This is a genomic window from Streptomyces sp. NPDC088246 (genome assembly GCF_044741025.1).
Classification (GTDB): Bacteria; Actinomycetota; Actinomycetes; order Streptomycetales; family Streptomycetaceae; genus Streptomyces.
On record NZ_JBIURV010000058.1, the window covers coordinates 1 to 22610 of the forward strand.

Genomic DNA, 22610 nt, shown 5'->3' on the forward strand with positions numbered 1-22610 from the left:
CCGCGTCGGCGAGAACCAGATGCGCACCCTCCTCCAGCAGACCCGCCCCCTGCTACAGCGACACGGCCACCACAGCGACCCGCTCCCGGTCCGTCTTATCGACCCCAGCGAACTCGCCCGCTACGTCATACACGCAACGACAACAGACGATTGACCCGACACGCACCAGTAATTTCTCGACGGCTCCAGGACGGAACCAAGACCGCTTGGAAGGCCGAGTGCGAGAGCGGCATGGTGACGCCGCCGGACTACTGGGCGCTGCCCGAAGGCCGCAACAGGGCGCGGGGCCACCTCGCCGGCTGCCAGTTTGGTGGGTCCGGTACGGACCTGCGTAACCTGGTTCCTCTGCACCGGGCCGCGAACAGCCCGGCCATGAGCACCTCGAGAATCGGATAGCCAATCAGATACGCGGCGGTCAGGCCGTGCGCTATGAAGTGACGCCGGTGTACTCCAAGCCCACAGGGGTTCCCGACGTGGTGCACATGGAAGCTCACGGAAATCGAGGCATGGATGTCGACTGCTGGATCATCAACAGGGCAGGCGCCGATTCCGCGGTCTGCTCCTCCGAAGACTACGAGAGGTGACCGAGGTGCCCGGGTCAATTGAGTCGTTCCTGGGCGAGCGGGAGCGTTTCCGCCCGGCTTCTGCCGAGTCCTGGAGGTCTGTCGAGACCTGGCTGGGCAGGGAACTTCCGCCCGACTACAAAGACCTGGTGGACGGCTACGGCGATGCGGTCCTGCTCGGCCACCTCTTCCTTCCCCATCCCGATGGAGGCGACCCTCTGCTGACCTTCATACAGGAGGAGCGGAGGTACTTCCACTCCGCGTACGGCGAGGTCCAGAACATTCCTGAGCTGCTGTCATTGGCGTGGGACCAGCTGATGCCGTGGGCGTATCACGACTGGAACGGAGACGTGTGTCTGCTGGTCCCACCGCTGGCCGGGAGTGACTGGTCTGTGGCTGTCGCGTTTCGCCAGTGCCCGGAATTCCTGATCATTCACGGAGGCGTCACCGAGTTCATACGGCTCCTGCTGGAGGAAGGGCAATTCCCCCGAGGGTGGCCCTCCGGGCGCCCGCTGTGGAAGTCGATGGACGGCAGTCCTGTCGTGTGAACAGTGACTTTGTCGGGGATCTTGGGTGGTCGGGTTCAGCTACCGAGGGTTCGCCAGGACTTCGGCCGGGGGATCTGGTTCTGATCCAGGAAGGTCTGGAAGGCGGTCGGCGGTCTCGGTGGAGAGGCTTCCGCGGTCACTGATCGGCTGCTGAGGCGTTCGATGTTCACAGTGATGGCCGTGAGTACGTGTTGCAGGTGGGTTTTCGACCTGTGGGGCTCGAAACGTCGTCGCTGCAGGTCACGCGGCGTATCGATACTCGTTGATGATGCCGCCGAGGACCCTGGTGCGGAGTAGGCTTCGGTCGTCGAGGTCGTGCACGATTGCGGGCTGCTCGGTCGCGTTGGGCGGTAGCTTTTGCCGGGATCGGTGCGGCCGGTGTCCGTTGTAGTGGTCCTGGTAGTCAGTCAGGACCTTCCTGGCGTGGTTCTCGCCCAGGATCAGGACGTGGTCGAGGGCCTCGCGGCGGATGGTGCCGATCACGCGTTCGCAATGCGCGTTCATGCGCGGTGCCCGGGGCGCGCTGAGCAGCACTTCCGTGTCCTCGGCGGTGAAGACGGCATCGCAGGCGTCGGTGTACTTGTTGTCGCGGTCGCGTAGCAGGATCCGGGGCCCGTGCCCCGCTCGCCGAGGTCGGCAGCGATGTTCCGGGCCTGTTGTACCGCCCACTGCGCGGTGGGGTGCGTGGTCACCGCGGTGATGTGCAGTTTCCGGGTGCCGTGCTCGATGAACGCCATCGCGTACAGGCGCTTGCCCCGGGCCGTGTCGATAGGGAAGAAGTCCGCGGCAAGGATCCCCTGAGCCTGCGCCGTGAGGAAGTCGCGCCGGGTGGGGCCGGAGCGGCGCGGGGCCGGGCCGAAGCCTGCTGCGTGCAGGATCTCCCAGACCGTGGAGGCCGCGATGGGGTGCCCGAGTCGGGCCGGTTCGCCCTGGATGCGGCGGTGGCCCCAGCGGGGATTTTCATCGGCCAGGCGCAGCACGAGACTCTTGAGTGCGGCCGCCGTCGGCGGCCGTCCGGTGCGAGAGCCGCGGGCGCAGTAGTCCCACTTCCTGGCGATCAGTTTGCGGTGCCAGGCCAGCAAAGTGCCGGGGGTGACGGGGAAGACGGCGGCCCAGCGGCCACGCGGTATCAGCGAGCTGAGGGCGGCGAGCCAGAATCGGTCGGCCGGCTCATAGCGCACCCTGCCCTTCACATGCCTGCGCAGGATGGCATTCTCGTGCCGCAGCACCAGCAGTTCGGCATCCTTGGCGGTGTCTCGACGCAGTAGGACCGCGGGGACGGACAACAGCGCGCGGGCGGACATCATACAAGGTCCCGGCCCCAGCTACGCGAGCACACTGCGCGTTCTCGACGTAATGATCAACAGACAGCGAATGCGCCGAATTCGTCAACTTCCGTCCACCCCGCATCACCCCTGCGACCCGCACTCGGCCACGGGAATCAAGTCACCCCTGTGACCTGCACCGATAGTGGCTATCACACGGTTCAGCAATCTTCGACGCCGCAGCCTCGGCCGCACCAGCGAACCCCTCGTCAGGTAACTCGTGCGGCGCTCCCACGCACGTTGCTCTTCGCGACAGGCGACCGTGCAGGTAGGAGGGGAAGACCCGACGAGAGACCGTCCGATGCCTCAAACGCTACGCCGTGCGCGAGGTGTTTCACCTGGTCAGGCCCGCCCAGCCACGACCCCTGTTATAGGGGCTGTGTGAGAGATGCGTACCCCCGTCGGGGGCGGGGCGGCTACGTCCCTTCTGCTGGGGGCGGGCGTTGACGACGCTTCGGGTGCGTTCAGTGAGGTTGCCGTCTGCGGATGGGGAGGACGCTCAGGGCCATGACGGTGCCGTCGTCGTGGAAGGAGATCGGCCCGTTCCATCTGCCGGTTTTGTGGGTGTTGTGTGGGGTGGAGCGGCTTTGGAAGGCGGCTTGGCGGTATTCCTCCACGCGGCCCTTCTTGATGAGTTCGTACAGGGGCTCGGCCATGCCGGAGAATGCCTCGATGCGTACGGACCCCATACGGAAGACATGGTCCGTGCCGACGAATTTCGTGCCGCCGACTTGGATGTCTGCGTCGTCAACGCTTGATGTGGCGGCGAAGGTGGGCACGTCGTAGTGCTGTCGTCCCTGGCGCGTGGTGAGGTACTGGGCGGTTTGGGGTCCGCCGCCGGCCAGAGCGGTCAGGTTGGCAGCTCCGGTACGGGCCAGGAGCTGACCGAACCAACCGCGGTCGGCCTCGGCTACTTGGAAGCCGTCGGCGGTCCGTGCTCGTTTCCCGTCGCGGGCGGGTATGTGAATGGCGTTGGGGTAGGGGATGCCGACCTTGTCCCGGATCTCTATATCGGCGTTTCCCGGGGCACCCGGTGTGCGGAGGGGGAGAAGGGATTCGCCTCGCGCCTGCAGGGCATTGACCACGATTCCGCCCTGCCCCATGAGTTCTGTGGACAGGATCAGGCACGGCGTCGTGTTCCACGGGCCGATGTGCATGCCTTCGGTCAGCTCGGCGCCCTTTGCAAGTTGCTGGACGGTGGTGCTGCGGGTCCGCCCTCCTCGTTTGCTCGGCTTCTGGTGGTTTCCTCGGCAGGCTACGAGTGTGATTCTCGACGGCTCGCCGGGTTTCCACGCTTCGATGAGGTAGTCGGGGCGGGGCCGTGAGGTCTTGTTCCGTTGTGAGACGTTCAGGGGCCAGCCGGCTCGCAGGGCGGTACTGGTGTCCACGACCGAGGTGACGTGGTCCGGGTATCTTTGTTTCACGATGTGTTCTGCGACGGCGAGTCCGAAGCCGACGGCCAATTCCCGGGCCTGCATGGCCTTGTACCAGCGCTCGGGAGTGCGGCCCTTGTCAGTGAGATCCATGGAACCGGCACGATTGACGCCCAGCGCCTCGCAGAACTTCAGGCTCAGCCAGTGTTCCGCGAGCCCGCGCCCCATTCCCTGACCGGCCAGTACGTAGCCACGCGCCACGGCGTGCAGCACCTGCCACGGCGTCGCCTCCGCACTCGTGTAGTACAGACAGCAGGTGTTGCGCAGATAGACCAGCCGTTCCGGGCCGTCCGGCGCCCGTCGGACCCGCACCACCTCGCCCAGCGTTTCGAGTCCGCCGGGTGCGGTGTCCACGAACTGCCGCCAGCGGGCGGCCAGCAGATCCACCCGGGCGCCGTACGCGCACAGCGCCGCGGCGCAGCCATGGGCGATCCCTCCGCTCAACTGCCTGGCCCCGGCGCGGGTACGGCGGTGCAGTGCATCGGCGATGGGCAGCAGATGCCCGTCGAGCACGGTGCGGTGCAGCAGCCGTACGGGGTCCTCCCCGGCCCGGGGCAGCAGCAGCCGGGCCCTGCGCACCCGGACTCCGCCGATCCCGTGCGTGGCGGGGCGCACCAGGACATTGCCGGACCGCATGTCCGGGACCTCGTCGTACAGCGCCCAATGGAGCATGGCGGCGGCAGTGACCCAGCCCGCGTACACCGCCATCAGGGTCAGCGCGGTCGCATGACCGGTGCGGTGGCCGCTGCCGGTGCGCTCGCGCGCCAGCAGATTGGACAGCTCCACGCCCGCCGGGTCGGCCAGTCGGTCGGCTGCCAGCCACAGCCCTGCTTCGCCCGCGAACGGTTCGCCTTCGGTGACCTGCCAGCGTGGCCCGTGCGGCAAGGGCGTCCAGACGGGGGAAGTGTCGTCGCTCATGACAGCGGGAGGTAGACGACGTTGGGCGAGCCGGTGACCGGGTGGACGCCGATCCGGGTTCGTATCCCGTAGACCTCGGCCAGCAGTTCTTCCGTCAGTACCGCGTGCGGGGAGCCGGATGCCACCAGTCGTCCGGCGCTGAGCACGAACAGCCGGTCGCAGTAGGAAGCGGCCAGGTTGAGGTCGTGCAGCACCAGAAGATTGGTCGTGCCCAGCGTTCTCACCAGGCCGAGGATCTCCAGCTGGAAGCGGATGTCCAGATGGTTCGTGGGTTCGTCAAGCGCCAGCAGCCCCGGTTCCTGGACCAACGCGCGTGCGATCAAGGTCCGTTGCCGTTCCCCGCCGGACAGCTCTTCGAACCGCCGGTCGGCCAGGGGCGCCGCGCCGACGCGCCGCAGCGACTCGTCGATGCGGCGGGCGTCGTCGGCGTCGTCCTGCTCCCAGAACCGCTTGTGTGGGCTTCGGCCCATCGCCACGACCTGGCGTACGGTCAGGCCGAAGGTGCCGGGGCTGTCCTGCGGTACGACGGCGACGCGGCGGGCCCGTTCTTTCACACCGAGGGCCGCGGCGTCCGCTCCGTCCAGCAGGACCCGACCCGCTGCGGGGCGCAGGGCGCCGTAGACACAGCGCAGGAAGGTGGTCTTGCCGCTGCCGTTCGGCCCGACCAGGCCGACCGTCTCGCCGGGGGCGGCGTCCAGCGTGACCGCGTCGAGCAGGGTACGGCCGGCCACCTCGTAGCTGATCCCGTCGGCGGCGAGCGCCGTCGGGGACGGTGCCGGGCTCATCCGGTGATCCCTTCGGTACGGCTGGAGCGGCGCAGCAGCCAGAGGAAGAACGGGCCGCCCACCAAGGCAGTGATCACTCCGGCGGGAATCTCTTCGGGGGCTGCCACGGTCCGCGCCAGCAGATCGGCCAGCAGCAGGAAGGCGGCCCCGCCGAGCGCGGTCACCGGCAGCAGTCTGCGGTGGGACGCGCCGACGATCATCCGGGCGGCGTGCGGGATCATCAGGCCGACGAAGCCGATCGCCCCGCTGTAGGCGACCAGCACGCCGATGATCAGTGACACCAGCACGAAGACCCCGCCCCGGAAGCGCCCGGGGTCCAGGCCGAGGCTGCGTGCCCCTTCCTCCCCGGTCAGCAGCAGATCCAGCGGACGGGCCAGGCTGATCAGGAGCACGGCCCCGACGCCCAATACCACGGCGGGCAGAGCCAGTTGGTCCCAACGGGCGCCACCCAGGCCGCCCAGCGTCCAGAACAGGATCGCCCGCACATGCTCGGCCCGGGAGGACAGCACCAGGATCAGGCTGGTGAACGCGGACAGCACGTACTGGATCGCCACCCCGGCCAGAATCAGCCGGCCCGTTGTCATGGTGCCGCCGCGCCGGGCCATCGCGTAGACGGCGACCAGCGCGGCCATGGACCCGGCGAACGCTGCAACGGGCAGCGCCACGTCGGTGGCCACCCCGGCGCCGACCCCCAGCACGACGACCACGGCAGCGCCCGCCGACGCCCCGGACGAGGCGCCCAGCAGAAACGGATCGGCCAACGGGTTACGCACCAAAGCCTGGAGCACCGCGCCCGACAGGGCCAGCCCGGCGCCGACGACGGCCCCGAGCAGCACCCTGGGCAGCCGTACCTCCCACACGATCGTCGGGTACGCACCAGTGCGTTCACCACCCAGGACCGTACGCAGCACCTCGCCCGGCGGAATCCGTACCGGGCCGAGCGCCAGACCGGCCACCGCCGCCGCGAGCAGCAGCACCGTGAGGGCGCCGATCACGACGGGGGTCGAGCGGAGGACGGACTTCGGACCGGGGTGGGCGGACTCCGCGCTCACGGAGTGCCGGGGTGCAGCTGCCCGGCCAGGTCCTGCACGGCGTCGGCGACCCGAACACCGAGCACGGCCGAGGACAGCGGGAGTACCGCGAACTTCTTGTCCTTGATCGCCGGTACGTCCGCGAGTGCCGGATCGTTCAGCAGCCGCTTCTTCTTGGCCGCCACCGTAGTGCCTCCGTAGTCGTAGATCACGACCACCTCGGGCTTGCGCTTGATGACCTGCTCCCAGGACACGTCGCCGAAGGTGGCGTCGAGGTCCGCGAAGACGTTCCTGCCCCCGGCGAGCCGGACGATCTCGTTGCCGATGCCCTTGCCCCCCGCCGTGAACGCGGAGCTGTCGCCGGAGTCGTACACGAACACCGAGGGATGTGAGGAGCCCTTGAGCTCTGCCTCGACCGTCGTGATCTTCTGTCGTTCCTCGGCGATCAGCTTCTTGCCGCGCTCCGGTACGCCGAAGACCCTGGCGACTTGGGTGATCTCGGTGGCGAGCTGATCGATACCGACCTTGCCCCTGGTGCAGTTCTCGATGTTCAGCCGGGTGTTGATGCCGTCCTTCTGGAGCCCCGCCCGGTCCTGGCCCTTGGCCTTGTCGAAGGCGCTGCTGTACCCGCCGTAGACGAAGTCGGGGTTGGCGCCGAGCAGCACCTCCTTAGAGGGGTACTCCTTCGCGAGCACCTTGGTCCTGGCGTACGCGGACCGGTACTTCGGCAGGATGCTGTCGTCCAGGTAGGCGGTCCCGGCCAGCCGGTCCTGGAGCCCGAGGGCCAGCATGATTTCGGTGACGTGCTGGTTCATGGTGACGACCCGCTTCGGCGGGGCGTCGAAGGCCGTCTTCGTACCGCAGTTGGTGACCGTGTAGGGAAAACCGTCCGCGGCCGGTGCGTCTTGTGTCTTGCCCTCGCCGCCCGTGCCGGAGCCGCAGCCGGTGAGCGGCAGCAGAAGCAGCGGTATGAGCGCGAGTGGTACACGGCGGATCCGGAGCATGGCCGAGCCTTTCCGGGGGATGTCCTCGTCCCCTGGGTTGTACGAGAAGGCGGCGCGGCCAGTATCTGGCTTCCGGGCTGCTGCAGCCCGGTCACAGTGGCGGGACCGTACCGGATTCACACCGGTTTCCTGACGCGCGTCGCCTGAGTTTTCGGAGCCCATTCTGTCAGACCGCAAATTCCGGCAGGCCCTCAGCCGCCTTGCGCTGCCCTCCCCGGTCGGCCCCGGGCGCCGACGTCCGCGACGACGACCGGCACCGCGGATGCTGGGTCGCAACCAGTGCCACCTCATGACTGCTCTCGCCAGACCCCGTCATTGCACCTGGCCACGTCAACCTGAGGTTGGAAAGGAGTGATCGGCCGTCCGGAGTCTCACCCACATGGGCATTGGCCTGGACGCGGGACGAGAAGCGGTGATCACGTTGAGGGAAACACAAACGCCACGGCACGGGCGTCCAGGTCCTCACCGATCCGTTCGCGCGCCGGCTCTGGGCTTCGCTCGCCCTGTCCGGCTCGACCCACGACCTGACCGCCGCCCGGCAGTACGGAATCATTGAGGCCCTTGCAGATGCGGGACTCAAGCGGTGGGACAGTTCGGGTCTCGTTTCGGGCCACCGCCTCAAGAGATGGAAGCGCCGCCACAACAGCAGCCCCGCCAAGATCCGGCCCCGGCGAACGGGCCACGGCCGCCTTCAGGGGCCGGCGACTCCTCCGAAAGCTCCACCGCAGCACCAATCGCAGCACCGGCGTTGCGAAGGCCGTCCTCACCCTTCACTACGCCTCAAGCTGAGATTGGAAAAGGCTCACTGGCGTGACCGAGCCGGAATCGTACCGGCTTCGCTGCAGCGCGGGCCTTTCGCTTCGCCCGCATAGTTGGACGCTCTGGCAATCCCGCCGCGTCATGCCGTGCTCTGGCGACGTTCCGTCAACCGGCCTTAGCCTCGCGCTTTCGCGCGCCCAGCAGACTGGAGGTCTTGATGTTGTAAGTGATCTTCGGTCGTAAGCTCGTTGTCGCCTGCCGGTGTGAGTCCGGTCCGGGTAGCTGCCAGGAGGCCCGGTAGCAGACTGGCGGGGTCGGGGGGAAACGCCCGGCGGGACGCCTGGGCCAGCAACAGCGAGCCGATGCTGGGCGGGGAGCGGAACGACGCCTCGTTCATGGGCTATCGGGATCGAGGCGGATCTGCTCAACGACGACCGTATCGCCCGTGCTCTGGACGCGATCGCGCCCCAGCTTGACGGCATCGTCGGCAGTGTGGGAGCGAGCGCGATCGCCGAGTTCGGCATCGATGTCTCGCGCCTGCACTGGGACATGACCAGCATCTCCCTGCATGGCGCCTACGAGGATCCGGAAGATGGATTCCCGCAGGCCAAGTACGGTCATCCGAAAGACCGCAGGACAGATCTCAAGCAGATCCAGGCCGGGATCGCGATCTCCGGTGATGGCGGCATCCCCGTCTTCCACCGCGCCTACGACGGCGGAGCCGGTGAAGTCGCCCAGGTCGTCGGGGCGATGACGTCTCTGCGCAAGCTGGCCGCACCCCGCGACTTCCTGATGGTCGGCGACTCGAAGCTGGTCTCCTACCCCAACCTGCTGGCTCTGGCGGAAGCACAGGTGCGGTTCATCGCTCCGGCGCCCGCGGCCAAGATCCCCGATGACCTGTATGCCGGCCTCGACATCGAGGCAGCCCCTCTGGTCGACTACACCGCCGAGCGGGATGCCAAAAAACCGCATGAGCAGCGCGGACGCTACCGCGTGCTGGAAGACACCCAGACTCTGGCCGGTCCGCGCAAGAGCGACCCGCAGATCACGGTGCGTCGGATCCTGGTCCATTCCACCGCCAACGCCACAGCCCAGCAGGCGGCCCGGGCCCGGCGCCTTCAGCAGGCTGGTGAGGAACTGGACAAGCTCCAGCGCTCCTGCGGCAGCCGCTACTACAGCACCGCTGAGAAGGTCGCCGCCCGGATTGGCGTGATCGTCAAGAAACGGCGCATCGCCTCCTGCCTGGTTGCCGTCATCGGCGCCGACATAGCCGGACGCCCCACCCTGACCTGGCACTTCGACCAGGACATCCTGGCCCGGGAAGCCGCAGCGGACGGCTGGTACGCACTGCTGAGCACCCTTGATCCCACCGAGGCCGACGCGGCGGAGGTCCTGGTGCGCTACAAGGGCCAGCCGATGGTCGAGCGCCGCTACAGCGACTTCAAGGGCCCGCTCGCCGTGGCCCCGGTGTTCTTGCAACACAACCGCAGGATCTCCGCTCTGATCACCGTGATCTGCCTGGCCCTGCTGGTGTTCTGCCTCATCGAACGCCAAGTCCGTCAGGCCCTCGGCGGCAATCAGACGATGCGCGGTCTCTACCCCGACAACCGGGCCGTCCGCCCGACCGGGCGCATGATCCTCTACCACCTCGCCGGCCTGCGGATACGAGCCGGAACAACCAGCGACCCGCCAACCATTCTGATCACCCGCGGTGTTCAAGCCCACCTCCTCGAGTTACTCGGCATCGACGAAACCCGCCCCCGCTGGCTGGAAACCTGAAACCCCATGTGCGAAGTCCGGGTCTAGGGTCCGCTAGAACCCAAGCACCCGGCCGGGGGCCCACCCTCCTCACGCCCTGGCGGCCGCACCACCTGCCCCCGGGCGCAGCACCGGCAGTCCGGCCCGCAGCCGTTCCAGGAACTCCGGCACATCGATGCTTTCGTCTTCCGGGTCGACGACCTCGGCGACGAACGCCTCCACGATGTTCTCGCTGCCGAAGTCCGCGTCGTCATCGTCGCCATAATTGTCCACCAGGCGAGCGCCGGGGGCGGAAACGCGGAGATCGTGGTCGTAGTTGATGACCCATGGGGTCTCTATGGTGCGGGTCTCCAGGATGCCGTTGTTGTAGTCGCCGTAGACCAGATGGGTGAAGGTGCCGTCCTGGATGTAGATTTCGCAGTCGCCGCCCTCCAGGGTCTCGGCCCGGGTGGTACCGCCGACGTAGAGCCCCGGCAGAGACTCGTAGAGCGCGATCGGGCCGGACACCGTCAGATCGCCGGTGATCACCACCAGGTCCACGTCGTCCAGACTCCCGATCCCGGCGACGGCGTCGAGGAAGCCCCCCTCCAGTACCAGATTGCCGTCGAAGAGCAGGACATTGTCGTAGTAGCGCTCGAAGGAGGCGGAGAGAGCCTGCACAAGGCGAGTGTCGGCCTCTGCGAAGGAGAGGCGTTCGGGTGCGGAGTTGTTGGCCATGTGGGCGACGATAAGACACGGGTATGACAGTCCTTCAATGCCCTTCTGGTCTAGCCGGTGGCGGTGCTGCCGGTGCTGTTCCACCTGCTGTGGTCGCACGAACTGGTGGTGGAGCGGGCCCAGGCGAAGGCAGAGGAGCTGGGGGTGAGTCTTCGCACGGTGCAGAGCCGGCGGTCGCGCTATGCCCGCCAGGGGTTATGGGGGGCTGGTCGATCAGCGGCCGGTGCGGGTGACGGAAGCGATGGGCAGGGCGCGGCTGGTGGCCGCGGTCCGCCAGGTGCTGGATGCCGAGACGCATACTTCGCCTGACCGCCGCCGTGAGTCTCCCCTCCCAATCCGCTGTGACCCGCCTCGTCGAGGTCACCCTGGTCGGCCTGCGGCGCCCGGCCCCCTGAACTCCCTGTGTCGCCTGACAGGGGCTCCTTCCCCGGTCAGGCGACACGTGCGTTGCGAGCGCGCGATGATCTCGGCGGGTTCAGGTTGCGTTCGCCTTGGTGGGCTGCTCCTCGCTGTGAGTGGAATCCGGCGCGGGGGCTGTGCGCAGGGTGAGCAGTGACGCGAGTGCGCCGACGGCGGCGAGGGCTGCTGCGCCGAGGAAGGCGGCGGAGAACCCGTTGGTGAGTGCTCCGGGGTTGCCGAGTTCGCGGGCGCCGTACGCCGCGGACACGGCCGTCATCGCGGCCAGTCCGAGAGCGGAGCCGACCTGGTAGCTGGTGTTGACGATGCCGGAGGCCAGGCCGCCTTCTTCGGGGCGTGCACTGGACAGTGCGGTGCCGAGGGAGGGGATGAACGCCAGCGACATGCCGGCCGCGGCCAGCAGGGAGGCGGGCAGGACGTCGACCCAGAAGGTGCCCTCCGCCCGGGCGAAGGACAGCCACAGCATGCCTGCCGCGAGGGCCAGCAGGCCGGTGACGATCAATGGCTTGGTCCCGAAGCGGGCGATCAGGCGGGGCGCCAGGACGATCATCATGATCATGATGGCGACCGTCATGGGCAGCAGGGCCGCGCCGGAGGCGAAGGCGCCCAGTCCCAGGACCTGCTGGAGGTAGAGGTTGAGGAAGAACCACATCGGGATCCACGCGGCGGCCATCAGCAGTTGCGCGATGTTCGCTCCGGCCAGGTTGGGGGCCCGCCAGATACCCAGCCGCATCAGCGGCTCGCGGCGCTTGGACTGGATGGCGATGAACGCGGCGATCAGGGCCACGCCGGCCAGCAGTACGAGCCAGGTCTGGGCTGAGCCCCAGCCGGTTTCGGGGGCACGGACGATGGCGTAGACGGCGGTGGCCAGTCCCACGGTGACGGTGGCCGCTCCCGCGAAATCGACGGAGCCGCGGCGGACCGGGGCCGAGGGCATGACAGCCGGGGTGGCAGCCAGCACGACCAGGGCGATCGGGATGTTGATGTAGAACACCCAGGGCCAGCTGGCGTACTCGGTGATGACACCGCCGAGGAAGACGCCGGTGGTGCCGCCTGCCGGGGCCGCGGCGCCGTACAGAGCCAGCGCCTTGGTCAGCTCCTTGGGGCGGGCGCCGAAGAGCATCATCAGCAGGGTCAGGGCGGAGGGGGCGATCAGCGCGGCACCGATGCCCTGCAGGGCACGGCCGGTCAGTTCGACCCAGACCTCAGAGGCGAGGCCGGCGACCAGGGATCCCGCGGCCATCACGGTCCAGCCGGCAACGAAGATCCGCTTGGCGCCGAACAGGTCGGACAGCCGCCCGCCGAGCAGGAGAAGCCCGCCGAAGGCAACGACGTAGGCGTTGAACACCCAGGACAGGCCCTCCGGGGAGAAGCCCAGGTCAACCTGCATCTTGGGGAGAGCCACACCGATGATGGACGTGTCCATGATGACTGCGAACTGGGCCAGGGCTATGAGGACGAGCGCCGTCCAGCGGCGTGGACTTGGAGGGGCGGTTGGGGTTGACATAACTATCTCCTATACCGGAGGGGGGTATATCTTCTCGGGTCAGCAATATACCCCCCTCCGGTATCACGAACTGCCCCGGTCCCCGAATCGCCAGCGGCTCTTCCCCGTCTGGGAGCGACAGGTCGAGGTCAAACGTCACGGTCGTAGGCGACCACCACCCAGCGACGCCACGGCGGCGACCTCGCCGCCGTCCTGCAGCAACCAGGGCGACCACGTCACGAAGAACCGTTCCGCACATGGACTCGCGGAGTACCGTCGGTACGCGCTCACCGCCGCAGGTCTTATCCCGAGGCAGTCGCTTTGACGCCGCTGATCGCCTCGCCCCACTGGCCGCACCTGGCCGTTGGCGCCGCCACCAGGAAGTCCTGTTTCTTCGCCGAGGTGGGCAAGCGCGTTCTCCTTCGGGAGGGAAGGTCGTGAGAAGGCGCAGAACTCCCAGACAGAGCAGCGTGGTTGCGGCACCAGCGCCCGAAAGATGCAAGATCGAACTGCACGGGCCAGACCGCCGCCGACCACAGCAGTCCTTCATCGCCCAGCTAACGTTCCGCGCACGCATACAGCGATGGGGAAGAAAGGGTCGAGATCCCGGAGGCCGGACATCTCGCATGGCAATGGGCGCCATTCGGCGGCTACTTGCTCTGCACGTTCAGTTGTACGTGACTGGGGACACAGGTGTACGCCGACAGCGCTGCGACAACGGCCAAGAATTCCACGTGCCCGGCGGACGTGTCGAGCCTGGTGAGACGGCTGCCGAGGCAGTCGGCCGTGAGGTGCGGGAGGAGACTGGACTGCGGGTCAGTGTCGGTGAACTGCTCTGGGTCCGCGAGTCCCCAAACCCTGTCCGACCGCTCGGAGTTTCCACACCGGTAGGCCGTTGGGGGACCGATGGCGGTACAGCTCCGCGACGACCATCGCGCGGATGGCAGGGTCGGCGCGCGGCTGGAACGTCCAGGTGGCCGCGGCACATCCCATGGTCAGTTCTGCGTGGGTGAGGGCACCGCATGTTAGTCCGGTGTCGACGTCCATGTTGATCGCGATCGTCATGCGCTGGACGTGCTCTGGGAGTGCTGTGAGGTGGATGGCGGCGCGCTCGACGGTGTGGGTGCCGTTGTTCTGCTTGCCCAAGAGGCGCGCGGCCCCATGGGCGCCGGACGGCTGGTTGTAGAAGACGAAGTCCTCGTCTGAGGCGACCTGGCTCTGCTCGTCGGTGAGGAAGAGGGTGAGGTCGGCGTCTGCGCCGCCGAACCTGAATGCGATGGTCAGTCCTTCCGCTGCCTCGTCGGGCAGTGTGAGGTTCTGGCCGGGCGTGAGGGCCGTCGGAGCAGGGGGAGCGGGATCGCCGGTGGCGGGCGGTTGGGCCGAGGGCGGGACCTGGTTCTTCCACTCGGCGAAGGTGCGGATCTGATAGTGGTCCGGGGCCGGCGCATCGGGGGTGGCCGGGACATTGGCACGGAGGTCGCCGTCCAGGCCGGCCAGTGTGGCGTCGGCCGTGGCGGCGTCGTCCTGGGCGTGGTCGAGCAGGCTCTGCAGGCCGGAGAGTCGACTGGTGTCCAGGGGTTTGATGGTGCTTGACAGGTTTCCGGAGGCGGTCGTGGTGACGGCGCAGGCGACGCCCTGGCCGATGTCGAGGAATCGCAGGGCGTCCTCGGGCTGCTGCCAGGGGCCCGGCTCGATGGCCTGGCGGGTCCACCGGCCGTACGCCACGAATCCCAGCCGCTGGGTGTCTGGCATGCGGGTGATTACCGCGAGGTCGATCGCGGTGATCCCCGGGGCGACGGCGAAGCCTTCCTTGAGGGTGGCGATGATGTTGGATCCCATGGCCGTGAGCCACCAGAGGACCCGGTCGCGCTTGGTGAGCGTCTTCAGCGTGGGGCGCCCGCTGGAGGTGACGCCGGGGGTCTGGTCGGGCAGCGAGTCGATGTCTTGCTGGCGCATCACCACGGACATCGCGGAGCCGTCGACGCCGACCGCGCAGCCAGCGGCGGGGTTGTCGGAGAAGACGTAGTTGACCGTTTCGCACACGGTCGCCTCGTCGTTCGCGACGAGGGACTGCCACCACTGATGCGCTTCGGCCGTCAACTCCCCGTGAATGCCTTGCAATCTGGCGAGCTCGGTGGCCAGGTAGCCTGGCGCGTCCTGCTCTGCCCGCCGTTTTGCCTCCGCGCGCTCAGCACGCGCGAACACGCCGAGACCTGCCAGGTGGAACGTCTTCGATTCGGCCAGCGCCCAGGGCAGCCCGAGCTGCGGCGGGCCGGGCACGACCGGCGGGTGCGCGGGGGAGAAGGACTGCAGATGCACGCGCGTCATCTGCTGACGCAACTCCCGCAACTGCGCGATGGCCGCTTCGCGTTCCACCTCCTCCTGAGCCCGCTCGGCCTGCCGGCGAGCCCGTTCCAGCTGCGCGCCCGAAGGCGCGGAAGCCCGCGGACGTGAACCGGAGCGTGTGGTGCGACTCGTGCTGGTCCGGCGGCGCCCGCTGCTCAGTGCGCTGGAGGCGTAGAGGGGACCCATCCCAGATGAGAGTGTGGTCCTGGGCGACCTGCGGATGGCCGCAGTAGTAGCGATCGGCCAGGACGATCAGGCCCGGCCGGATCGCACCGCGCCGTACCAGTTTTTCCATGAGAGAGCTCGCCGGCAGAAAGCGGTCCCCAGGCGGCGTCGATGATGGCCCGAGTTCCGCTCGCGATCAGTGTGACCAGACGGATCTTTGGATAGCGCCCCACTGCCTTGCCGTTGCGGGGCGGCTCGCCGAATGCGGCCCGGTTGGCAGAGGTGTCCGCCACGTCCAGACTGGTGCCATCCACCGAGACCTTCAAGAGTGCCACCGTGCGCCCGAACGCCATCATCCCCGGGCCCAGTTGGTCGGCTTGGGTGCCACACAGCGACCGGAATAGCATCTGAAGCGGTTCTCGCCCCAGGCGCCGCCGCGCCTTGACGGCAGCCGAAACCGTGGGGACCCGGAACTGGCCAATACCGATGTCTCTGCGGAGCTGCCGGAACAGCTCCAGCAGCACCTCGGCATACCCCTTCCCGGGGTAGAACCACAGCGCCAGGGTGAAGTACAACGTCACCCTGGCCGGCAGGGCACGGACGCGTTGTTGCCTTCGTCCGCACCGGTCGATCACGTCATCCAGCAGTCGAGCGGGCAGTAAGTCCCCTACGGCGCCCAGCCCAAGTCGGTCGAGAGGGTGAACCACGGGATCGAGATGGATGGACTGCTGTGTGGCGGTCCCGGCAGCCGCAGTGCCAGCATGGTCGGGCAACGGGGTCTCCTGACGACAGTTCTCTTGGCCGAGGCCAGTCGTCCCAGGTGGTCCCGTTGTCCGTCAAGGGGCACTTCCCCGCCTTAACTCACCGGCGTTGGTCTATGCCCCACGACCGCGTCTCGTCGATCAGGTCCAGGGCCACAAGCCCTGCTGGTAGAGCGGTACACCACCGGACGCGGCGACGGAAAGATCCACGCGAACGCCGAACTCGGCATCACCACCGCCCCGTCCGCTGTCACCGACACCGCCGTCCTCGCCCGCTGCGTCGGCGGCCAGTGGGCCATCGAGGCCCAGCACTTCGTCAGAGACGTGACCTTCGGCGAGGACGCCTGCCGCGCCCGCACCGGCGGCCTGCCCCGGGTCCTGCCAACCCTCCGCAGCCTGGCGATCAGCCTCGCCCACCTCGCCGAGTGGACGAACAACGCCGCCGCCCACGACCACTACCGCAACGACCCCGCCGACGCCCTACACGAACTCGGCCTCACGACGTGAGCACACATCACGCCTGGCCGGGACCCTGAGTGTCTTGAAGGAAAACTCCACCGACAACAGGTCGATGTGCTGCCGACCTCGTTTGCAGCCGCGGATGCCCCGGATCGATCCGGCATCGGGAATTCTGATGAATGATCCCTCGTCTGCGAGCGCGCCAACTCCCTGCTCAAGACGACCTTCAAGGTACTGCGCCGGGTCTGCCCGGCCCGCAGGGGAATCCGTTCGCGCAGCCGGTGCTGGAGGTGCCCCGTCTCCGGCACGAGTCATAAGTGTGGAAATGGAGAGCCTTTCCCTGCGCTCCTGTACGTAAACCGCGATGGAATGCCCTGGAGATATCTTGACTCCCCCAATGGCTTCTCCGTACACGCAACCGTCTCCGCTGCCCGCCGGAAGGTCACCTGTGCCGGTGCCGGTGCCGCGTCGGCAGCAGTGGACAGAGAGAGCTGTTCGGCCAGGTGCCGCCCTTGTGCGGTTGGACGTGGCGGTGGCCGACCCTCGGCGGTGGACGCGCGGGGCGCCGTCCCGCTCGCCATATGCCGGACAAGGCATCCTTTGTCGGTCGTGCCGGCCGTGTCGTCCCGGTGCGATCAGGGGAATTTGAGTGTCATGCGAAGGGAGGGCAAGGTCAAGAACGCGCCAAAATTGATCCTTGACTCGAACTTAACGGGACTGTTAGAACATGTGGCGGAAAACAAGGGGGTTTCCGCATAATGCAGTGAGAGCAGGTCGGGGGGCTGCCTCAGGTATTTCTGTCGGGGGATTCGGGCGTGGGCCCTGTGTGCCTGCGTATCAGCAGCCGAGCTTATTGTCGGCGTCGGATTGATTGTCTGAATTCGGTCTGCCCGCTTGTCATGTCAGCGTGGTGGTCCATCGGCGCTTCTTCTTCTTCTTGCACGGCCATACGGGTAATCGGCGTGTACAGCACGCCTGCTCGTGCACTTCTCTGCCTACAGGCCAACAGATCGGTGCGGTTTCGTGAAAGTATATCTAGCCATTTTGCGCCTCAGGGACTACAGATTGCTCTGGTCGGCCCTGGTGCTAAATCTCCTGGGGGACGGCGCCACCTATGCCGCGCTCGCCTGGATCACGCTCGACAAGGCTGGCGCGGCCGGTCTGGGCGTGCTGGGCGTATGTCTCACCCTCCCCGTGATCGTGGGAGGCGCGTTCGTCGGACCACTGCTCGACAGGTTCTCCCGGCGCATGCTCTTCATCTCCGACTCGGTCTTCCGCGGTTTCGTCGTCGCGCTCGTCCCGCTGCTGGAGCTGGCCGGCGCGCTGCAGATCTGGCACCTGTACGCGGTCGCGCTGGTCTACGGCCTGCTGAAGATCATCCCGCTGGCCGGCACCCCGGCGGTGCTGCCCGAACTTGTCCCCGAGGACAAGCTCCAGGCCGCCTCCGGACTGGAGGCCACCGCGATGGGTGCCGCCAACGTTGTCGGACCCGCTCTCGGCGCGGTGCTGATCACAGCGATCGGCGCGCAGAACGTCCTGTTCCTCGATGCCGCCACGTACTTCGCCTTCGCCCTGCTGATCAGCATGATCAAGGCGCCCCTCGCCCGTCCCGAGCCGACCGGCGACGCCCCCGTCGACAAACCCGGCTGGGGACCGGTCTTCAGGCTGGTCACCCGCGACCGCTTCCTGCTGGTGCTCACCCTCTCCTTCGGTGCCTTCAACGTCTCGGCGGGCGCCCTGGTGGTCGCGCTGCCCTGGCTGGCCAAGGACGAGTTCCACGGCGGTCCCGGCGTGCTCGGCCTGATGCTGGCCGTGATGGCGGTCGGCGAGCTGATCGGCTCCCTCGTCTCCGGGGCCGCGAAGACCTCCGAGAAGCAGATGCTCCGCATCGGCGTCCTGCAACTCCTGTCCGGGGCCGTGCTGTTCCTCCTGGTCCCCAAGGCGCTTCCGTTCATCCTGATCGGCCTGGTGCTCAACGGCATCCTGTCCGCACCCATGACGGTCCTCGGCGGTGTGGTCCGTATGACCCGCGTACCCAACGTCATGCGCGGCCGGGCGATGACACTGATGCGTACCGTCATGGCCGGTGCGCTGCCTGCCGGTTCCGCCCTCGGCGGCGTCCTGCTGAGCGGCGACCACTACAGCGCCCTCATCCTCGTCGTCGCCTCGCTCGCCGTCCTGCCCGGCGCCCTCACCCTGGTCCTGTTCCGCAACCACCCCTTCCGGCTGGGGGTGACAGCAGACCATGACCAGCTTGAGCAGCGGGACACCGACCCGGACGCCGACTCCGTCCCCGCCGGTTCCTGAACACCGGCCCGACACATCGGGCGACGCCGTCCTCCTCGTCACCGACCACCCGCGCACGCGTGACGCCGCCGAAGCACCCTTCGCCTCGCTGCGCCTGCCGAACGCGGCCACACCGCACGACCTGGCGGCCTTCGCAGTACTCCTGCACCGCTACACCGGCCAGCGACGGCTGCTGATCGACGCGGACCTGAGCGAGAGCGGCTCCGGGTCCCTGACCCTCGCCATCGACCCGGACGAACCAGTCGCCGCTCTGCTGGCCCGGACCGCCCACGCCGTGCCGCGCGGACGGCCCACGGGGATCGCCGTACGCTACGCGGACCATCCGGTGCCGGAAGGGACCGAGGAACTGGGTCTGACCCGCGACGGAGCCGATCTGGTCCTGGGGTACCGGACCTCGGTCTTCGACGAGCCGACCGCGCGGCGACTCGGTGGCCATCTCCTGCGCGTCGCCGGCTTCCTCGGCCGGTGCCCGCAGGCACCGGTGCACGAGGCCGACCTGCTCGGCGACGAGGAACGGGCGCTCATCCTCGGTGTGTTCAACAACACGGCCAGGCCGTACCCGGACACCGCCACCATCCCAGCCCTGTTCGGCGAACAGGCCCGGCGCACGCCGCAGGCGACGGCCGTCACCGATCGCGCCGGGCGGCTGACCTACGGCGACCTCGACGCGGCCTCCGACCGGCTGGCCCGTGCCATCCGGGCGGTCGGGGCACGCCACGGGGAGCGGGTGGGCCTGCGCACCGGGCGCACCGCGGACCTCGTCGTCGGCGTGCTGGGCATCCTCAAGGCGGGCTGTGCCTACCTGTCGCTGGAGAGCGGCCACCCGGCCCGGCGCACCGAGTGGCTGCTCGCCGACTCGTCGGTGCGGGTCCTGGTCGCGTCGCCCGACATGCCCGTGGACTTCGCCTTCGACGGTGCGGTGCTCGACCCCTCGGCCCCCGGCCCCGAGGCCCCGCGCCTCGTCCCCGAGGCCCCGGCCCCCGGCACGGACCAGGGATCGGCGGCCGACCTCGCGTACATCTGCTACACCTCCGGAACCACGGGGCAGCCCAAGGGCGTCGAGGTCACCCACCGCAATGTGGTGCGGCTCGTCAAGGGCACGGACTACGTCCGTTTCGGACCGGACCTCAGGGTCCTGCCCACCGGCTCCATCGCCTTCGACGCCAGCACCTTCGAGCTGTGGGCCCCGCTGCTGAACGGCGGCAGCGTGCACCTGGCGGACTCCGACATCATCCTCGACGCCCGCGCCCTCGCGCGCGAGCTGAGCGCACACGACGTCACCACCCTGTGGCTGACCTCGCCGCTGTTCAACCAGCTCGTGGAACAGGACCCCACCGCGTTCCGCGGGCTGCGCGAACTCCTCGTCGGCGGTGACGCCCTGTCGTCCGTGCACATCGAGAAGGTCATGGCGGCCTGCCCCGGCGTCACCCTGGTCAACGGCTACGGCCCGACGGAGAACACCACGTTCTCGCTCACGCACCGGATAGGCCCCGACGACCTCGGGCGGATACCGATCGGGCGTCCGATCGCGCACTCGACTGCGTATGTCCTCGATGACCGGGGGCGGTTGTGCCCCGTCGGGGTGCCCGGAGAGTTGTGCCTGGGCGGAGACGGTGTCGCGCGCGGCTATCTGGGCCGGCCCGAGCTGACCGCCGAGCGCTTCGTCGAGGACGTGCTCTCCCCGGACGGCGGACGGCTGTACCGCAGCGGTGACCTGGCTCGCTGGCGCCCGGACGGGGTCGTCGAGTTCCTCGGCCGACGCGACCATCAGGTGAAGATACGCGGGTTCCGTATCGAACCGGCCGAGGTGGAGAAGGCCATGCTCGGCCACCCCGGCGTGGCGGAGGCGATCGTGATCGCCCGCTCCCGTCCGGGCCGGGGGGACAAGTACCTCTGCGGCTACTACGCCGGGCCGCGGCCGCCCGCGCAGGAGGACCTGCGGGCTCATCTGGACCGGGCGCTCGCGCCGCACATGATCCCCGCGTACCTCGTCCCGCTCGACGCGCTGCCGCTGAACCACACCGGCAAGGTCGACCGTGCGAGCCTGCCCGACCCGGACGGCGGCCACCTGCCGCCGGACACCGCCTTCGTCCCGCCTGCGGACGACATCGAGCGGAACCTGGTGGACCTCGCCGAACGGGCCCTGGGCACCGCCGGCATCGGGGTCGCCCACGATCTGCGCGACCTCGGCGCCGACTCCCTCACCGCCACCCTGATCGCCGCCGGCGCCCGCGAGCGGCTCGGACGCGAGTGCCCGGTCAGCGCCGTCCTGCGGTCCGGTACGCTCGCCCGGCTCGCCGCGCTGCTGCGGGAGAGCGCCGCCGCCACCGCACCGGCGATCGAGCCCGCGGCCGAGCGGGCGGCCTACCCCGTCACTCCGCAACAGCGCCAGCTCTACTTCGAGCAGCTCAAGGACGAGCGGGCGGTGCACTACAACGTGCCGCTCACCCTCGAACTCCCCGCCGACACCGACCCGTTGCGACTGGCCGAAGCCCTGCGCCGACTGGGCCGCCGCCATGACGCGCTCCGCACCCGGTTCGCCGTGGCGGAGGACGGTCAGGTCACGCAGTACATCGACGCCGGCATCGAGCCGGAGGTCCGGGTGTACGACGGGGAACCAGGACCACTCGCCGGGTTCGTGCGGCCCTTCGACCTGGGTCGGGCGCCCCTGTGGCGGGCGGACGTGTACCGCACCCGGACCGCCGTGACCCTGCGCCTGGACCTGCACCACATCGTCGTCGACGGCTTCTCGCTGACCCCGCTGCTGGAGGACCTCGCGGCCCTGTACGCGGGCGACGAACCGGCGCCGCCCGCGCTCCAGTACCGCGACTACGCCGTCTGGCTGGCCGGACCTGCGGGAGGCGGCCTGCGGGAGTCCCAGGAACCCTACTGGCGGCGGCTGTTCGCCGCTCCGCCCGACCGGAGCGATCTGCCCACGGACCTGCCCCGGCCCCCACTGCGGACGCTTGCGGGCGACGCCGTCGTGTTCGACCTCGGCCCGGAGCGCACGGCGCGCCTCAGGGAGCTGGCCAGACAGCGGGAGGTCACCCTGTTCGCGGTGCTGGCCTCGGCGTACGGCATCCTGCTCGGCCGGCTCAAGGGCACGGTCGATGTCACGATGGGCACACCCGTCTCGGGCCGCACGGCCCCCGGACTGCACCGGACGGTCGGCATGTTCGCGCAGACGGTCTGCCTGCGCGGTGACGCGGACCCCGCCCTGCCCTACGACACCTATCTGCGGCGTACCGCCCGCACCGCCGAGGAGGCCTTCGCCCACCAGGACTTCCCCTTCGCAGACGTGGTCGCCCTGGCGGCGCCCGTACGCGACTACAGCCGTACCCCGCTGTTCGACGCGCTCATCGCCCTGCACAGCGGCCGCTATCTGTCGATGGACTTCCAGGGCGTCCGGGTGCCGCTGCGGCTGGAACAGACCGGGCAGGCCGTCTTCGACCTCAACATGCAGATCCACGAGGACGCGGGCATCCTGCGGGTGGCCTGGGGCTATGCGTCCGGACTGTTCCGCCGGGACACGGTGGAGAGCTGGCGCGAGGACTTCACGGCCCTGCTCGACGCGATCACCGACGAGCCGTCGGCCGCACTCGGCGCGCTGTGTCGCGGCCGTCCCGCGTCCCCCGCACCGGTGGTTGTGGACGCCGGCCCCGACTTCGACTTCGACTTCTGACCCTCCGGGAGCCTGCCCCGACTTCGACCTCTGACCCGCCGGGCGCGCGCCCGGCCCTCTGACGCCGTCACCCCCACTGTGCCATGGGCGGCCCTTTGCGATCCGTCGATCACTCCATGTTCACGCCTGATCACACACCGCTTCAG

Annotated in this window: 15 protein-coding genes, 2 pseudogenes and 1 riboswitch; of the genes and pseudogenes, 7 read left to right on the forward strand and 10 right to left on the reverse strand. The window is 68.6% G+C overall.

What is annotated here, in order from left to right:
* The first annotated feature begins 231 nt into the window (after positions 1 to 231).
* Together ACIPEK_RS39735 and ACIPEK_RS39740 are read left to right on the forward strand one after the other, a co-directional pair.
* On the forward strand, positions 232 to 396 hold the full coding sequence (locus tag ACIPEK_RS39735; RefSeq protein ID WP_402006880.1) for a DNA/RNA non-specific endonuclease: 165 nt from the start codon (positions 232 to 234) through the stop codon (positions 394 to 396).
* 193 nt (positions 397 to 589) lie between these two features.
* The gene (locus tag ACIPEK_RS39740) at positions 590 to 1111 is read left to right on the forward strand and encodes an SMI1/KNR4 family protein (RefSeq protein ID WP_402006825.1); all 522 of its coding nucleotides are present in this window, start codon (positions 590 to 592) and stop codon (positions 1109 to 1111) included.
* Positions 1112 to 1351: 240 nt separating this feature from the next.
* On the opposite strand, the pseudogene ACIPEK_RS39745 reads toward ACIPEK_RS39740, so the two are convergent.
* The 5 genes and pseudogenes from ACIPEK_RS39745 to ACIPEK_RS39765 all read right to left on the reverse strand — a co-directional run bounded on the left by ACIPEK_RS39745 (position 1352) and on the right by ACIPEK_RS39765 (position 7607).
* Positions 1352 to 2418 (reverse strand): annotated as a pseudogene (locus tag ACIPEK_RS39745) (integrase core domain-containing protein).
* A 482-nt stretch (positions 2419 to 2900) separates the two neighbouring features.
* The gene (locus ACIPEK_RS39750) at positions 2901 to 4787 is read right to left on the reverse strand and encodes a hypothetical protein (protein ID WP_402006828.1); all 1887 of its coding nucleotides are present in this window, start codon (positions 4785 to 4787) and stop codon (positions 2901 to 2903) included.
* Complete coding sequence (locus tag ACIPEK_RS39755) at positions 4784 to 5572, reverse strand: ABC transporter ATP-binding protein (protein ID WP_402006831.1); 789 nt, start codon at positions 5570 to 5572, stop codon at positions 4784 to 4786. The genes ACIPEK_RS39750 and ACIPEK_RS39755 overlap by 4 nt, the downstream gene beginning before the upstream one ends.
* Positions 5569 to 6624, reverse strand: coding sequence for a FecCD family ABC transporter permease (locus ACIPEK_RS39760; RefSeq protein WP_402006834.1), 1056 nt, complete (start codon positions 6622 to 6624; stop codon positions 5569 to 5571). Before ACIPEK_RS39760 ends, ACIPEK_RS39755 begins: the two co-directional genes overlap by 4 nt.
* Entirely contained in the window at positions 6621 to 7607 is a 987-nt protein-coding gene (locus ACIPEK_RS39765; RefSeq protein ID WP_402006837.1) for an ABC transporter substrate-binding protein, read from the reverse strand. The genes ACIPEK_RS39760 and ACIPEK_RS39765 overlap by 4 nt, the downstream gene beginning before the upstream one ends.
* A 38-nt stretch (positions 7608 to 7645) precedes the next feature.
* A riboswitch (cobalamin riboswitch) is annotated at positions 7646 to 7769 on the reverse strand.
* A gap of 999 nt (positions 7770 to 8768) precedes the next feature.
* On the opposite strand from ACIPEK_RS39765, the gene ACIPEK_RS39770 reads away from it, so the two are divergent.
* A complete protein-coding gene (locus tag ACIPEK_RS39770; RefSeq protein WP_402006883.1) occupies positions 8769 to 10145 on the forward strand; it encodes an IS1634 family transposase in 1377 nt (458 codons plus the stop codon).
* 69 nt (positions 10146 to 10214) lie between these two features.
* Here ACIPEK_RS39770 and ACIPEK_RS39775 read toward each other — a convergent pair whose 3' ends face one another.
* Both ACIPEK_RS39775 and ACIPEK_RS39780 read right to left on the reverse strand, forming a co-directional pair.
* Positions 10215 to 10841 carry a hypothetical protein gene (locus ACIPEK_RS39775; RefSeq protein ID WP_402006840.1) on the reverse strand — a complete coding sequence of 209 codons (627 nt, stop codon included), beginning with the start codon at positions 10839 to 10841 and terminating at the stop codon, positions 10215 to 10217.
* Positions 10842 to 11316: 475 nt separating this feature from the next.
* Entirely contained in the window at positions 11317 to 12765 is a 1449-nt protein-coding gene (locus ACIPEK_RS39780) for an MFS transporter (RefSeq protein WP_402006842.1), read from the reverse strand.
* A 611-nt stretch (positions 12766 to 13376) separates the two neighbouring features.
* Between ACIPEK_RS39780 and ACIPEK_RS39785 the strand changes: the two are divergent.
* Positions 13377 to 13544 (forward strand): annotated as a pseudogene (locus ACIPEK_RS39785) (NUDIX domain-containing protein); the annotation flags it as partial.
* Positions 13545 to 13560: 16 nt separating this feature from the next.
* Here the strand turns inward: ACIPEK_RS39785 and ACIPEK_RS39790 are convergent.
* The 3 genes from ACIPEK_RS39790 to ACIPEK_RS39800 form a co-directional block, all read right to left on the reverse strand.
* Positions 13561 to 15120 (reverse strand): TerD family protein, encoded by a 1560-nt coding sequence (locus ACIPEK_RS39790; protein WP_402006844.1) that lies wholly within the window; start codon positions 15118 to 15120, stop codon positions 13561 to 13563.
* Positions 15121 to 15245: 125 nt separating this feature from the next.
* Positions 15246 to 15962: a transposase domain-containing protein gene (locus ACIPEK_RS39795; RefSeq protein WP_402006886.1), complete on the reverse strand. Its 717-nt coding sequence runs from the start codon at positions 15960 to 15962 to the stop codon at positions 15246 to 15248.
* Positions 15963 to 16157: 195 nt separating this feature from the next.
* Positions 16158 to 16328 carry a hypothetical protein gene (locus ACIPEK_RS39800; protein ID WP_402006846.1) on the reverse strand — a complete coding sequence of 57 codons (171 nt, stop codon included), beginning with the start codon at positions 16326 to 16328 and terminating at the stop codon, positions 16158 to 16160.
* Positions 16329 to 16340: 12 nt separating this feature from the next.
* Here ACIPEK_RS39800 and ACIPEK_RS39805 point away from each other — a divergent pair, with 12 nt between their 5' ends.
* The 3 genes from ACIPEK_RS39805 (at position 16341) to ACIPEK_RS39815 (ending at position 22464) form a co-directional block, all read left to right on the forward strand.
* A complete protein-coding gene (locus ACIPEK_RS39805) occupies positions 16341 to 16523 on the forward strand; it encodes a hypothetical protein (RefSeq protein ID WP_402006848.1) in 183 nt (60 codons plus the stop codon).
* Between the two features lie 975 nt (positions 16524 to 17498).
* Complete coding sequence (locus ACIPEK_RS39810) at positions 17499 to 18782, forward strand: MFS transporter (RefSeq protein ID WP_402006851.1); 1284 nt, start codon at positions 17499 to 17501, stop codon at positions 18780 to 18782.
* Positions 18721 to 22464, forward strand: a complete 3744-nt coding sequence (locus tag ACIPEK_RS39815; protein WP_402006854.1) for an amino acid adenylation domain-containing protein — start codon at positions 18721 to 18723, stop codon at positions 22462 to 22464. Before ACIPEK_RS39810 ends, ACIPEK_RS39815 begins: the two co-directional genes overlap by 62 nt.
* Positions 22465 to 22610 lie beyond the last annotated feature (146 nt).